At 68.4% G+C, this 13,808-nt stretch carries 10 protein-coding genes and 1 pseudogene; 2 read left to right on the top strand and 9 right to left on the bottom strand.

All coding sequences use genetic code 11. The features are described 5' to 3' along the window. Positions 1-101 precede the first annotated feature (101 nt). From rodA to Q0907_RS10585, 5 genes and pseudogenes are all read right to left on the bottom strand, one after another. Positions 102-1,238 carry a rod shape-determining protein RodA gene (gene rodA, locus Q0907_RS10605; RefSeq protein ID WP_299344360.1) on the bottom strand — a complete coding sequence of 379 codons (1,137 nt, stop codon included), beginning with the start codon at positions 1,236-1,238 and terminating at the stop codon, positions 102-104. A 326-nt stretch (positions 1,239-1,564) separates the two neighbouring features. After that, positions 1,565-3,403 (bottom strand): annotated as a pseudogene (gene mrdA / locus Q0907_RS10600) (penicillin-binding protein 2); the annotation flags it as partial. Between the two features lie 3 nt (positions 3,404-3,406). Next, on the bottom strand, positions 3,407-3,892 hold the full coding sequence (gene mreD / locus Q0907_RS10595) for a rod shape-determining protein MreD (protein ID WP_299344354.1): 486 nt from the start codon (positions 3,890-3,892) through the stop codon (positions 3,407-3,409). Further along, positions 3,889-5,046, bottom strand: a complete 1,158-nt coding sequence (gene mreC / locus Q0907_RS10590; RefSeq protein ID WP_299344352.1) for a rod shape-determining protein MreC — start codon at positions 5,044-5,046, stop codon at positions 3,889-3,891. The genes mreD and mreC overlap by 4 nt, the downstream gene beginning before the upstream one ends. 115 nt (positions 5,047-5,161) lie before the next feature. After that, positions 5,162-6,208, bottom strand: coding sequence for a rod shape-determining protein (locus tag Q0907_RS10585; RefSeq protein ID WP_192270868.1), 1,047 nt, complete (start codon positions 6,206-6,208; stop codon positions 5,162-5,164). Positions 6,209-6,515: 307 nt separating this feature from the next. Between Q0907_RS10585 and Q0907_RS10580 the strand changes: the two genes are divergently transcribed. Together Q0907_RS10580 and Q0907_RS10575 are read left to right on the top strand one after the other, a co-directional pair. After that, the gene (locus Q0907_RS10580) at positions 6,516-7,448 is read left to right on the top strand and encodes a carbohydrate kinase family protein (protein WP_299344349.1); all 933 of its coding nucleotides are present in this window, start codon (positions 6,516-6,518) and stop codon (positions 7,446-7,448) included. 203 nt (positions 7,449-7,651) lie between these two features. After that, a complete protein-coding gene (locus tag Q0907_RS10575) occupies positions 7,652-9,091 on the top strand; it encodes a diguanylate cyclase (RefSeq protein WP_299344346.1) in 1,440 nt (479 codons plus the stop codon). A gap of 90 nt (positions 9,092-9,181) precedes the next feature. Here Q0907_RS10575 and Q0907_RS10570 read toward each other — a convergent pair whose 3' ends face one another. The 4 genes from Q0907_RS10570 to ubiE form a co-directional block, all read right to left on the bottom strand. Beyond that, positions 9,182-9,922: a hypothetical protein gene (locus Q0907_RS10570; protein ID WP_299344343.1), complete on the bottom strand. Its 741-nt coding sequence runs from the start codon at positions 9,920-9,922 to the stop codon at positions 9,182-9,184. Beyond that, positions 9,919-10,884, bottom strand: a complete 966-nt coding sequence (locus Q0907_RS10565) for an alpha/beta hydrolase (protein ID WP_299344340.1) — start codon at positions 10,882-10,884, stop codon at positions 9,919-9,921. The genes Q0907_RS10570 and Q0907_RS10565 overlap by 4 nt, the downstream gene beginning before the upstream one ends. 15 nt (positions 10,885-10,899) lie before the next feature. Further along, positions 10,900-12,813 (bottom strand): M1 family metallopeptidase, encoded by a 1,914-nt coding sequence (locus tag Q0907_RS10560; protein WP_299344337.1) that lies wholly within the window; start codon positions 12,811-12,813, stop codon positions 10,900-10,902. 191 nt (positions 12,814-13,004) lie between these two features. Then, a complete protein-coding gene (ubiE, locus tag Q0907_RS10555) occupies positions 13,005-13,766 on the bottom strand; it encodes a bifunctional demethylmenaquinone methyltransferase/2-methoxy-6-polyprenyl-1,4-benzoquinol methylase UbiE (RefSeq protein WP_296279245.1) in 762 nt (253 codons plus the stop codon). Positions 13,767-13,808 lie beyond the last annotated feature (42 nt).

Raw genomic sequence — 13,808 nt, 5'->3', positions numbered from 1 at the left:
GGTGCGGGAAATCGTGAACGTTGGGAGGCGGCAGTGAGTGGAGCGGAGCGAGGAAAGCAACACCTGCTTCTACTCACGCCTCACTCCTCTCCACGCACTCCTCAATACCCATGCACGGGACGATGCGCACGCACCGCCATCACCAGCCCCAGGCCGGCGAGCAGCGACACCGCCGAGGTGCCGCCGTAACTCAGCAGCGGCATCGGCACGCCGACCACCGGCAGCAGGCCCGAGACCATGCCGCCGTTGACGATGACATAGACGAACAGTGCCATGCCCAGCGTGCCGGCGAGCAGGCGCGAATACGTATCGCGCGCGTCCATCGCGATCCACAGGCAGCGTCCGACGACGAACAGGTACAGCGACAGCGTCACCGCCACGCCGATCCAGCCGAATTCTTCCGACAGCACCGAGAAGATGAAGTCGGTCGTATGTTCCGGCAGGTAATCCAGGTGGGACTGCGACCCCTGGCCCCAGCCCTTGCCGTTCCAGCCGCCGCCGCCGATGGCGATCTTCGACTGCAGGATGTTCCAGCCCGCGCCGAGTGGATCGTTTTCCGGATCGCGGAACGTCAGGATGCGGTTCTGCTGGTACTCGCGCAGGAACGAGAACCACGAGATCGGCGCGAACATCACCAGTCCCACGGCGATACCGCCCAGCACGCCGGCCGTGATGAACCACCACCACGACAGGCCGGCGAGGTAGAGGCCGAACACCCCGCTGGCCGCGACCAGCATCGCCGTGCCGAAGTCCGGCTGCAGCAGGATCAGCCCGGTCGGCAGGCCGATCAGCAGCGCCGCCACGAGCGTGGTGCGCCAGCCCGGCGGCAGCGGCTCGCGATGCAGGTACCACGCCAGCATCATCGGCAACGCGATCTTCAGCAGTTCCGACGGCTGCAGGTAGAAGAACTTCAGGTCGATCCAGTGCGCGCCGTGCTTGCCGGTGCCGATGAACAGCACCAGCACCAGCGGCAGCAACGCCACGGCGAACACGCCCGGCGTCCAGGCACGCAGGCGCACCGGCGTCACCCGGGACAGTGCCCACATCGCCACCAGGCCGACGCCGAAGCGCACGCCCTGCGCGAGCACCAGCCGCGATCCCAGCGCTTCGCCACCGGCGCTGTACAGCACGGCCAGGCCGATCCCCATCAGCGCCACCAGGGCGCCGAGCAAAGGCCAGTCCAGCGTGCGCAGCACGTGCCGCAGCAGGTCGAAACCCCAGCGCAGGAGATCGGTCATGCCGAAGCTCTCCGCGCGGACGCCGCTTCAAGCCCCTCTCCCCCCGGGAGAGGGGTTGGGGTGAGGGTCGGGGCAGGCGCGATGCCAGGAATAGAAGAGGAGCGCGGCGCGAGCGCGGTCGAGTTACTGGAGTTCGCACCCACACGACCTTCGCTGCCACTCATCCCAACCCCTCTCCCGGGGGGGGAGGGGCTAGTGCCCTGGCTCGGACTTGTGCCCGGCGCCGGATTCGCAGGCGGTGTCGTCGTCGGTGCGGCCGGTGTCGGCGCAGCGGGCGGTGTCGCTGGCGTCGTGCCGACGGGCACGGCCTCCTCGCCCTCCTTCTCCGGCATCTTCCCCAGCAGATAAGCATCGAAGATCTTGCGCGCCATCGGCCCGGCGGTGCTGCCGCCGTAGCCGCCGCCTTCCACCGCGATGGCGATGGCGATCGTCGGGTTGTCGGCCGGCGCGAAGCCGACGAACAGGGAACGGTGGCGCAGGTGCATGGGCAGGCTGCGCGGATCGACCGCTGCGGTGCCACGGCGGCTGATCACCTGCGCCGTGCCAGTCTTGCCCGCCATCAGGTAGGGGGCGTTCAGGGCGACGCGCCAACCGGTGCCGCCGGGCTGCATGGTGTCCTGCATGCCCAGTCGCACCACCTCCACGTTCGCGGGATTCGGGCTGATCGCGATGGGCGCCGGTTGCGGCATCGGCTCCCAAGGACGGTCGAAACCGACGCGCGATTCCCGGACCAGGTGCGGGCGCCGCAACTGCCCGCTGGCGATGCCGGCGGTGGCGCGCACCAACTGCAGGGGCGTGACTTTCCAGTCGCCCTGCCCGATCGCGACATTGACGGTGTCGCCCGGATACCAGCGCTCCTTGCGCGATTTCAGCTTGGCCGCCGGCGATGGCAGGATGCCGCCGATCTCGCCCCTCAGGTCGACGCCGGTCGGCTGCCCGAACCCGTAGTGCTCCATGTAGTCGTCGAACTGCGCGATGCCGAGATCGAGCGCCAACCGGTAGTAGTACGTGTTCACCGATTGCGAGATCGACTTGCGCAGGTTGGTCACGCCATGGCCGCGGCGGCTGGCGTCGCCCCAGCCGCGGCTCGTGCCGGGCAGGTAGAACATGCCGGTCGACACCACCGTGTCCTCCGGCTTGCGCTTGCCGCTGTCCAGGCCGGCGAGCGCGATCAACGGCTTCAGCGTCGAGCCCGGCGCCACGCCACCCAGCACTAGGCGGTTGAACTGCGGCCGCGACGGGTTGTCGTTGAGCCGCTTGAAATCCGTGCTGGAAATCCCGTTGACGAACAGGTTCGGATCGTAACTGGGCAGGCTGACCATCGCCAGGATCTCACCGGTGCGCGGATCGACGGCGATCGCCGAACCCTCCAGTTCGCCGAAGGAATCGACGATCGCCTGCTGCAGTTTCGCGTCCACGCTCAGGCGCAGGTCGGTGCCCGCCTGCGCCGGCACGCGGCCGACCACGCGCAGCGCGCGGCCTTCCACGTTCGTTTCGACTTTTTCGTACCCGATCTTCCCGCGCAACTGCTCGTCGTAATAGCGCTCCAGGCCGGTCTTGCCGATGTGGGTCAGCGCGGCATTGATCTCGCCCAGCGACGCCAGGTCTTTCTCGTCCACGCGTCCGACGTAGCCGACGATGTGCGCGAACAGTTCGCCGTAGGGATAGCGCCGCGTGAGATAGGGAACCAGCTCAACCCCGGGATAGCGCCAGCGGTCGACCGCGAAACGCGCCATCTCCTCTTCGCTCACGCGCAGCTTCAGCGTGATCGGGCGGAACCCGCGCGTCGCCTTGCGCGTGGCCTCGAAGCGCGCGATGTCCTCGGGGTCGAGATCGATGATCTTCGCCAGTTCGGCGATCAGCTTGGCCGGCTCCTTGACCTTGTCGGGCGTCACGTCGAGGCGGAACGCGGGCACGTTCTCCGCCAGGAGCAGGCCGTTGCGGTCATAGATGGTGCCGCGGCCGGGCACGACCGGCCGCGGGCGGATGCGGTTCGCTTCCGAGCGCGTGGCGTAGTCGGCGTGGTCGATGACCTGCAGCTTGAAGTACCACGCGCCCAGGCCCAGCAGGCACAGCGCGACCACCACGAATCCGGTCACCGCGCGGCGACGGAACTGGTCGGCTTCGGCGTGCGGATTCTTGCCGCGACGGCGGGGCCCGAGCATGGCTCAGCCCCGCCTGCGGCGACCGAGCCGCAGCGCGTCCATCAGCACGAACAGCGGCGGCCAGAACACCATGCCCAGCAACGGCGCCCACCAGTACTGCCACGGCAGCGTCGGCTCGCCCAGCGCCAAGTGCACCACGGTGGTCACGATGCGATCGTTGAGCAGCAGGCCGCCGATGGCGAGCGCCTGCTGCGACATCGGGAAGAAGCGCAGCCGCGCGCGGAAGCGCTGCAGGATGAAGGCCATGATCAGCAGGCGCAGCGCCTGTTCGCCCAGCAGCGTGCCGAACATCAGGTCGGCGACCAGGCCGACGATGACCGCGAAACCCAGGCCCGCGCTGTCCGGCGCTTCGATCACCCAGTACGCCACCACCAGCGCCAGCCAGTAGGGGCGCAACGGCTGCATCACGTCGGGCAGCGGCAGCAGGCCCAGCAGCAGTGCCAGGATGATGCTCAACGGCATCAGCCAGCCGGTACGCGCGCGATTCATCGCTGCGGCTCCGTTGTCGGAGGGTTCGAGGCCGGCGCTTTTGGCCCCTCTTCCCTAGGGAGAGGGGGTGGGGTGAGGGTCGGGACGTTCGCGGGGCGCGGCGCTTGCGGGGACGTCGTCGCGGGCGTGGACGCAGACTGCGTGCCTGTACCAGCACTTCCTTCGTTGCCACTCACCCCACCCCCTCTCCCGGTGGGAGAGGGGCTTTGGGTCGCGGACGCGGACGGCCCCATTTCCGCCGGACCGGCTGAGCCTGCCGCTGGCGAAGCCGTGTCCGGCAGGAACCGCGCCGGATCCGGCGTGGGCAGCGGCTGCGGCGGCCCGGACTTCAGCAGCAACACATCGCGCCCCCTGTCCAGCTGCGCCGCCGGCGTGACGTCGCCGACCAGGAACGCATGGCTGTCGTCCGGCCTCAGCGCGGCGACCGTGCCGACGGGAAAGCCCGCGGGGAACCGGCCGCCCAGGCCCGACGTGACCAGCAGGTCGCCCACCTTCACGCCACTGTTGAGCGGCACGTCGGCCAGTTCCAGCAGGTCGCTGCGACCGCGGCCATAGACGATCAGGCGTACGCCGTTGCGTGCGATCACCACGGGCACGGCATGGTCGGGATCGGTCAGCAGCAGGACGGTGGAATGGGCGGGCGTCGTTTCGATGATCTGCCCCATCAGCCCACCGGCATCGATGACCGACTGCCCCACCGTGGCACCGGCGCGACTGCCGGCATCCAGCACCAGCCGCTGGCGGCCGGGCGCGAGGTCGATGTCGAGGATCGGCGCGAGCTGCACATCCAGGCCGCGCGAGGTCTTCACGCCCAGCAACGCACGCAGCTGGGCGTTGTCGGCGGCAGCGGTCTGCAGCCGCGCGAGCCGGGCACTGGCCACCAGCGCTTCGTTGCGCAGGCGACGGTTCTCTTCGATCAGGCCCGTCCGGGTGGCGGCATCGTCCTGGACACGGGTGGTCACGCGACCCGGCAGGCCCGCCAGCCACCACAGCGGCTGTGCCACCACGTTGGCCTGCGCGCGCACGTGCGACAGCCACCCACCCCGGTGGTCCAGGATCACCAGCGCGATGGTCAGCGCGAGATAGCCCAACAGCCGCAGCGTGCTGGCGACTTCACCGCGGGTGGCGACGGGAGGACCGGCGTAGGAAGGCACGGGCTAGAGACGGGTCGAGGGGAGTGAGAAGTGAGGAGTGAACGGGGCGAAACGAACGGCGGCAGGCGAGTCTCTTCCACTCACTTCTCACTCCTCTCCGCTCGTCACTGCTTCATCATTCCGGCGCGAAGAACTCATTGCCGTGCATGTCGACCAGCTCCAGCGCACGACCGCCACCGCGGGCCACGCAGGTCAGCGGATCGTCGGCGACCTGCACGTGCAGGCCGGTCTCCTCGCTGATCAGCCGGTCCAGGTCGCGCAGCAGCGCACCGCCGCCGGTCAGCACGATGCCGCGCTCGGCCACGTCGGCGCACAGCTCGGGCGGGGTCTGCTCCAGCGCCAGCTTGACCGCGCTGACGATGCCGGACAGCGGCTCATGCAGCGCTTCCAGCACTTCGTTGGAGTTGATCTTGATCATCTTCGGCACGCCCTCGGCGAGGTTGCGGCCGGAGATCTCCATCTCCTGCACGTCGGCCTGCGGGTAGGCGCAGCCGATCTCCAGCTTGATGCGCTCGGCCGTGGCCTCGCCGATCAGCATGCCGTGGTTGCGGCGCACGTAGTTGGTGATGAACTCGTCGAAGCGGTCGCCACCGATGCGGACCGACTGCGAGTAGACGATGCCGTTCAGCGAGATCACGGCCACCTCGGTGGTGCCGCCTCCGATGTCGATGACCATCGAGCCGCGGGCTTCGGTCACCGGCATGCCGGCGCCGATCGCGGCCGCCATGGGCTCTTCGATCAGGTAGACGTCGCGCGCACCGGCCTCCTCGGCCGACTCCTTGATCGCGCGGCGCTCGACCTGGGTGGAGCCGGCCGGCACGCAGACCAGCACGCGCGGGCTCGGACGCAGGAAGCGCGACTTGTGCACCTTCTTGATGAAGTACTTCAGCATCGCCTCGGTGTAGGTGAAGTCGGCGATCACGCCGTCCTTCATCGGGCGGATGGTGGTGATGTGGCCCGGGGTGCGTCCCAGCATCTGCTTGGCCTCGGCGCCGACCGCCGCGACCGAGCGCGAGCCGCCGATGGCACGGTCCTGGCGTACCGCCACGACCGAGGGTTCGTTGAGGACGATGCCCTGCCCGCGCACGTAGATCAGGGTGTTGGCCGTGCCCAGGTCGATGGACAGGTCATTGGAGAACATGCCGCGGAGCTTCTTGAACATCGGGGGACGGGTTCCTGCTGGAGGCCGGAAAATCGCGCGGGAATGGCGATTTTTTGGGCAAAAACGAAGTCGGCTAGCCTAACAATCCGGCATGGAGCGGGCAAGGAAAAATCTCGTGAATCCACGGGGAAAAACGCGCTTCGCCGAGCCACCGGCACCGCCGGCCGGCGTTGCGGCCGCCGCGATCAAGGCTGGTCGCAGGACGGCCCAGCCGGTAACCTTCGCACCGGCGCGCCGGGAATGGGGCGCACGTCCCGCTTTTCCAGCGGCCCGGGGCGGCCGCGCCCGCCTCCAGCCGAGTCTGCCGATGTCCGCATTGATCTGTGGTTCCCTTGCTTACGACACCATCATGGTGTTCCCGGACCAGTTCAAGAACCACATCCTGCCGGACAAGGTGCACATCCTTAACGTGTCGTTCCTGGTGCCGCGCATGCGCCGCGAGTTCGGCGGCTGCGCCGGCAACATCGCCTACAACCTGAAGCTGCTGGGCGGCGATCCCATCCCGATGGCCACGGTGGGCCAGGACTTCGGCCCCTATCGCGAGCATTTCGTCGAGCAGGGCATCAACCTGTCGCAGGTGAAGGTGATCGACGAATTGTTCACCCCGCAGGCGTTCATCACCACCGACCACGACAACAACCAGATCACCGCGTTCCACCCGGGCGCGATGATGCGCAGCTACGAGAACCACGTGAAGGACGTGGCCGGCGTGACCTTCGGCATCGTCAGCCCGGACGGGCGCGAGGGCATGATCCAGAATGCGGCCGAGTTCGCCGAAGGCGGCATCCCCTTCATCTTCGACCCCGGCCAGGCCATGCCGCTGTTCAACGGCGAGGAGCTGCGCCACTTCATCGAGCTGGCCGATTACGTCACGGTCAACGATTACGAGTCGAACCTGCTGCAGGAACGCACCGGCTGGGACGAGGCGGAAATCGTCAAGCGCGTGAAGGCCTACATCACCACGCGCGGTCCGCACGGCTCGCAGATCCACACGCCCGACAAGACCTACGACATCCCGCCCGCGCACGAGCGCCGGGTGACGGACCCGACCGGATGCGGCGACGCCTTCCGCGCCGGCCTGATCTTCGGCATCGAGAAGGGATACGACTGGCTGACCATCGGCCGCATGGGCAACCTGATGGGCGCGCTGAAGGTCGAGCACCCGGGCACGCAGAACCAGCGCTTCGACTTCGACGAATTCAACGAACAGTTCAAGCAGCAGTTCGGTTACGCGCTGTAAGCCGGAACGCCGGGCGGACGGCGGGACCGCCCGCCGTGGCGGGGCATGCACGCGCCGCGCGTCCGGCCTTCCGTCAGCGCGCCAGGCGGGAAACGCTGGCCTGGACCCCGGGGTCCCACGCCCCCACGTTTGTGACGTAAGGTAAGGCCGGGGACGGGGTCGCACGGCCATGCCCCGCGCAGTCGGCAACGGGCAGGGGCAGCATGGTCGCGCAGCATCGGCAACCGGATCCGCATGACATCCATGTACCTGCATGGCTCACTTTCCGCCGCCTCGCATCACAGGCGCTGCTCGTGGCGAGCGTGGTCTTCCTGGCCAGTGGCCTGGGCATCCTGACCCGCCCCGAACAGCAGCTCGCCACCTTCTGGCCGACCAATGCCCTGCTGCTGGGGCTGTTCGCGCGACGGCCCGCGCTGGCGTCACCCGCCGGCTGGGCGGCCGCCGCGCTGGGCTACGTGGCGGCGGACCTGCTGACCGGCACCTCCCTGCCCACCACGCTGCGACTGACCGCGGCCAATCTGGCCGGCGTGCTGGCCGGCTACCTGCTGCTCCGGCATGTGCGCCACGACGACCGTCAGCTGCGGCATCCGCTGTCGATGCTGTGGGTACTGGCGGTCTCGGCCGTGGCGGCGCTGGGCGCGAGCCTGGCGGGCAGCCTGGGCTCGCACGCGATGATGCGGATGGGGTTCCTGACGGCCAGCGGGTTCTGGTTTTCCGCCGAACTGGTCAGCTACGTGGCGCTGTTGCCGGTGATCCTGCTGGCGCCCTCGCCTGCGGGCGCCTGGCGCGAATTGCGTGCCGCGCTGGTCCGCGCGCGGTCACACCCCCGGCTGCTCCTGCCGCTCGCCGCGCTGGCACTGGCGCTGGTGCTGGGCGTAGCCGTCGGCGGCCCCGGCGCGATCGCCTTTCCCGTGCCCGCGCTGCTGTGGTGCGCCCTGGCCTACCGGCTGTTCACCACCGCGCTCGTCACGGCGTTGCTGTGCATGTGGACGCTGATCGCCATCGCCACCGGCTGGATCGACCTGCAGCTGCAGGATGCCAGCGTGCAGCCGGTCATCTCGCTGCGCATGGGCATGGCGCTGCTGGCGGTGGCGCCGCTCACCGTGGCCAGCGTGAACGCGGCGCGCAACCGCTTGCTGGCCACGCTGAACCATGCCGCCGACCACGACGCGTTGACCGGCGTGCTCAACCGCAGCGCCTTCCTGCGACGAGGCCTGGAACTGGCGGAACAGGTGCAGCAGAGCGGCGGCACGGTCGTCGCGATGATGCTGGACATCGACCACTTCAAATCGGTCAACGATCGCCACGGCCACGCGGCGGGGGACGCGGTGCTGAGGACGTTCGCCGCCCGGATGCGCGACCACCTGCGCGAGGACGGTCTGTTCGGACGATTCGGCGGCGAGGAATTCGCCGTGCTGTTGCCGGGCGTGGACGCCACGGCCGCGTGCGTCGTCGCCGAACGCCTGCGCCGGCTGGCGAGCGATCCCATTCCGCTCGAGGATGGCCGCCTTCTCGACATCACCGTCAGCGTCGGCGTCGCCTCGGGGCCGGCACGCATCGCGGGACTGGAACAACTGCTCAGCCAGGCCGATGTCGCGCTGTATCGCGCGAAAGCGATGGGAAGGAACCGGGTGGTCGCCTAGCGGGCAGCGCGCCTGCCTGGCGACGGCCGCGAAGCTCGGCGCGTCGCGATCGCGTCCGGCGGCTCCGACGATGGCCGCCCTCCCGATCCCTCAGTCCCACCCGGGCACCTGGCTGCCATCCAGCCCGCCGGTCTCGAACACGGCCTTGCGCGTGCCGCCATCCTTCACGGGAAACTCGATCTCAAGGACCCGGGTCTTGCGCGCGAGGCGCCACAGCGCCTTGTTGTCGTCGATGAACATCGCGATGGCTTCGTCGGTGTCGGGCCGATTGGCCGACATCCGCTTCGGTGCGGCGGCATCCGCGATCACCGTGACCTGGCAGCGGCCGTAGCACGCCTTGGCGAAGTCGCTGGCCTGCAGCACCAGGTAGCTGCTGCGCTTCCACTTGGGATGGTCGCGGAACACCAGTTGCACCGGCTTGGCGCCGCTGCCGTCCACGTCGACGGGCTCCTTGCTCAGGATGGAAGCGGAGCGCTGGGTGCCGCCGTCGGCCGCGACCTGCGAGTAGTCCCACAGCATCTCCATCCGCCGCTGCTCGCGCGCGCCCTCGGCCTTGGCTTTCACCTCGGCCAGCGAGGGCCCGATGCGTGCGGCGGCGGCGCTCTGCGGATACTGGTCGACGAGTGCGACGCCGTGGATGCGCGCCATGTCCCAGTCGCTGGCGGCCACGGCGCTGTCGTACTTCTTCGCCAGTTCGTCCGCCTGCTGCTCGACGGCGGCGGCCTCGGCCGCCGCCGCGGCGGCGCGTTCGGCCTCGCGGTCGCCGCAACCGGACGTCGCCAGCGCACACGTGAGGGCCAGCAACAGGAGGGATGTCGTGTTCTTCTTCATCGGGAGATGCCTCGCTGGATCAACAGGGCGACCGCGGCCGCCACGTCGTCGGGTTTTTCCATGATGGACATATGGCCGCAACCGTCCAGTGAAACCTGGATCGCCTGCGGCATCTTTGCGGCGTAAAGGACCATCGCGCTGGGATCGATCACGCGGTCCTGCCGGCACCACAGCAACAGGGCGGGCTGGCGGATCAGCGCCGCACGCTCGCCGGGCAGGAAGCGCTCGTCGCTGCGCCCTATGCGGTCGAGCACGCGCTGTTCGAACGGCGCCTGTGCGATGCGCCAGTCGATCACCGCCTGCGAGGCGGGCCAGGGAATGGCGGGTTGCGTAGTGCGGTCGTGGAAGACCGTGTCCAGATAGCGCTGCAGCGATGCCGCATCGTGGACCGCGAAAGGATTCCCGCCCGCCAGCACGTCGATACCGAACGTGTTGTCCTTGAACCGCACGCCCGCCGCGTCGATCAGGCCGAGCCGCGCCACGAGGTCAGGATGATCGGCCGCGGTGATCGCGACGATGCCACCGCCCATCGAATGCCCCAGCAGCACGATCGGACTGCCATCGCGGCGGATCTCCCGCAGAAATGCCGCCAGTCGCGCGGCCTGCGCCTTGAAACCGTAATCGGCACCGTCCCGTCGCTGGCTTTCGCCCCACCCCGGCAGATCGGGAATGACCAGGCGGTAGTGGCCGCCCAACCGCTCCGCCAGCGGATACCAGTTCTCCTTGCTGCCGGTGAACCCATGCACCATCACCACGGTGGGCGCTGCAGGTGCCTTCGCCTCCCGTTCGTCGTACGCCCAGCGGTGGTCGCCGACCACGACGCGATGCTCGGACAGCCCGATCCACCATCCCTCCGCGGCCATGCCCACGCGCAGCGGTGCCATCGGATCGCGCCACGTCCACAGCGCCAGCGCACAAACAAGAACGGCCACCCCCAGGGCGGCCGTCCATGCGCGGGGCACGCGACGCCTCATGCGTCAGGGCGCCGCGGAAGCCTTCGCCAGCAAGGCCTCGACCGATCCGGTCGTGATCGGGTGGTACCCCGGCCTGGCACGCGCGAAGCTCTCCTTGGCCAGCGCCAAGCCTTCGGGCGTCTTCACCAGCTCCTCGTAGATCGGCATGATCAGCTTGCGACGTCCCACGCGCTCGATGAACCGGGCGATCTCCGGACGCGCCTCGACGTAGCCGCTGCGGATGGTCAGCGGGTACCAGCGCATCGCGATCTCGCCGTTGGCGGTGCCAGTGAAGTGGTAGGCGTCGTCCAACTGCTTGAGCTGTTCGACGGTCAGCTTCTCGCCCATGCCTTCGAGGAAATGCACCCATTGCTGGGTGACCCATCCGCTGGTCAGCTGGGGATTGGGCAGTTGGCCGCTGCCCTGCCAGGCGATGCGCGCGGTATCGGTGTTGGAGAAGCCGCGCGACTGCACCTGCGGTGCGTTGGCCGGAATGCCCGTGCCGTACACCCACGCCTGGATTTCGGCATCGGTGACCAGGTTGGGATGCTTGTCGAACAGGTTCTTCTTCGCGTAGTCGAGGAACTGCTCGGTGGTGATGCTCTGGAATGCGAAGTGGTCGAAGTAGCCGCGCAGGAAGGCGTCGAACTCCTGGCGACCGAAGCGCTCCTCGAGGAACTGCAGGAACCAGGCGCCCTTGTCGTACGAGACCGCGCTGAGTGCATCATCCGCATCCAGCGTCGTGCCCGGCTTGACCGCCAGCGACTGCGTCGCCTCCGGCATCGTGCCGATTTCCTTCTTCAGGCTGTTGCGGGCGATGGAGTACTCCATGCTGGACGTCTCCTTGCCGTACAGCGCTTCGACGATGCGGTTCTCGACGTAGCTAGTGAAGCCTTCGTTGAGCCAGCCATGCTTGGCGCTGGAGAACGTCACCAGGTTGCCCGACCAGCTGTGCGCCAGCTCGTGCGCGATCAGCGAGACCAGCGTCTTGTCGCCGACGATCACGGTCGGGGTGATGAAGCTCAGGCGCGGGTTTTCCATGCCGCCGTACGGGAACGACGGCGGCAGCACCAGCATGTCGTAGCGGTCCCAGCGGTAGGGGCCGTACAGCTGCTCGGTGGCGGCGATCATCTTCTCGGTGTCTTCGAACTCCTTCGTGGCCTTGTCGACCATCGCCGGCTCGGCCCACACGCCGCTGCGCGCGGAGATCGGCTTGAAGACCAGGTCGCCGGCGGCGATCGCCATCAGGTACGACGGGATCTTCTGCGGCATCTTGAAGGTGTAGTCGCCATCACGCGCCGCGGCCGGATCGTTGTCGGCGCTCATCAGCACCATCACGTCCGGGCGCGAGGTCACGTGCGCGCTGTAGGTGTAGCGCACCTGCGGGGTGTCCTGCAGCGGCACCCAGCTGCGTGCATGGATCTGCTGCGACTGGCTGAACATGAAGGGCAGCTGCTTGCCCTCGGTCATCTCCGGCGTCAGCCACTGCAGGCCCGAGGCCTCCGGCGAACTGGTGTAGGTGACGCGGACCTTCGCGTTGCGGGCCGGCGTTTCGATGGTCAGCTTGCTGCCCAGCACCGCGTCCTTCGGGGCCAGGGCGTACTGCAGCGGCGCCCAGGCGCCATTGGCCTCGCCCTCGACCTTCGCGACGGTCAGGTCGCGCGTATCCAGCACCAGCCGGGTGGCCGCCTTGTCCTTCCAGTCCAGCGTGTAGGTGGCGGTCCCGCCGATGGTCTTGGCGTCGAAATCGACCGCGATGTCCAGCGCCAGGTCGTCGATGGCCACTTTCTGCGGCTCGGCGTAGGAGTGCTCGTCGTGGTCGACGGGCGCAGCGGCGGCGGGCTTGGGCGTGGCGGCCACGGGGGCGGGTTCGGGTTCCTTGGAACAACCGGCCGCCAGCACGGCGGCGCAGGACAACAGCAAAGCCAGAGAACGCATCAGGGGACTTCCAGCGATACGGGGGAAGTGCCTAGTTTACCGCGCCGGGCCGGGGCTGCCTTGCCGTTGGCCGTCGGGCGCCCGCTCCGTGGCGCCTTGCAGGAGCGGGCCATGCCCGCAATGCCCTCGATCGGGGTGACGGAAAAGCATCGCGCCCATGCGGCTCTTCTGCAGAGCGCTCGGCGCCTTTTTCAGACCTTGTAGCCGGTATGGATGGCCACGATGCCTGCGGACAGGTTCTTGTAACCGGTCCGCGCGAAGCCGGCCGCATCCATCATGCCCTGCAGCTCGGCCTGCGGCGGGTGCTTGCGGATGCTCTCGGCGAGGTACTGGTAACTGCCGGCGTCCTGCGCGAACAACTGCCCCAGCTTCGGCAGCACCTTGAACGAGTGGAAATCGTAGACCGGCTTGAACCAGTCGACAGTGACTTCGGAGAACTCGAGCACCCGCGCCTGCCCGCCGATCTTCAGCACGCGGTACATGTCGCGCAGCGCCGCTTCCTTGTCGGTCACGTTGCGCAGCCCGAAGGCGATGGTGACCAGGTCGAAACTCGCATCGGGGAAGGGCAGCGCTTCCGCGTTGCACTGCACGTACTCCAGCCCCTGCACCACGCCGCGATCGGTCATGCGGTCGCGGCCCACCGACAACATGCCGGCGTTGATGTCGCCCAGGATGATCTGGCCGGTATCGCCCACCCGATCCTTCAGCAACGCCGCGATGTCGCCCGTGCCACCCGCAAGGTCGAGCACGCGGTCGCCGCGCTTCACCTGGCAGGTGCTGACGAAGTAGCGCTTCCACACCCGATGGATGCCGAGGCTCATCAGGTCGTTCATCAGGTCGTACTTGCCGGCGACCGACGTGAAGACTTCGCCCACCAGCTTCTGCTTGTCCTTGGCGGCGACGTCGCGGAAGCCGAAATGGGTGGTACCGCGTTCGTAGGGGGATTCGCTCATGGCCGGATTATCGCACTACCCGCCGTCGGCCGCCCACGCACG

The organism is uncultured Pseudoxanthomonas sp., from assembly GCF_947498795.1.
Lineage (GTDB): Bacteria > Pseudomonadota > Gammaproteobacteria > Xanthomonadales > Xanthomonadaceae > Pseudoxanthomonas_A.
Note: the sequence above shows the minus strand (reverse complement) of the source record. Positions and strands in the feature narration are given on the sequence as shown.

Excerpts from the sequence above, each read along its gene's own strand:
- Q0907_RS10575 (WP_299344346.1), top strand. The coding sequence starts at position 7,652 with ATGGTCGCGCAGCATCGGCAACCGGATCCGCATGACATCCATGTACCT.
- Q0907_RS10570 (WP_299344343.1), bottom strand. The coding sequence starts at position 9,922 with ATGAAGAAGAACACGACATCCCTCCTGTTGCTGGCCCTCACGTGTGCG.
- Q0907_RS10580 (WP_299344349.1), top strand. The coding sequence starts at position 6,516 with ATGTCCGCATTGATCTGTGGTTCCCTTGCTTACGACACCATCATGGTG.
- Q0907_RS10560 (WP_299344337.1), bottom strand. The coding sequence starts at position 12,813 with ATGCGTTCTCTGGCTTTGCTGTTGTCCTGCGCCGCCGTGCTGGCGGCC.
- rodA (WP_299344360.1), bottom strand. The coding sequence starts at position 1,238 with ATGACCGATCTCCTGCGCTGGGGTTTCGACCTGCTGCGGCACGTGCTG.
- ubiE (WP_296279245.1), bottom strand. The coding sequence starts at position 13,766 with ATGAGCGAATCCCCCTACGAACGCGGTACCACCCATTTCGGCTTCCGC.
- Q0907_RS10585 (WP_192270868.1), bottom strand. The coding sequence starts at position 6,208 with ATGTTCAAGAAGCTCCGCGGCATGTTCTCCAATGACCTGTCCATCGAC.
- mreD (WP_299344354.1), bottom strand. The coding sequence starts at position 3,892 with ATGAATCGCGCGCGTACCGGCTGGCTGATGCCGTTGAGCATCATCCTG.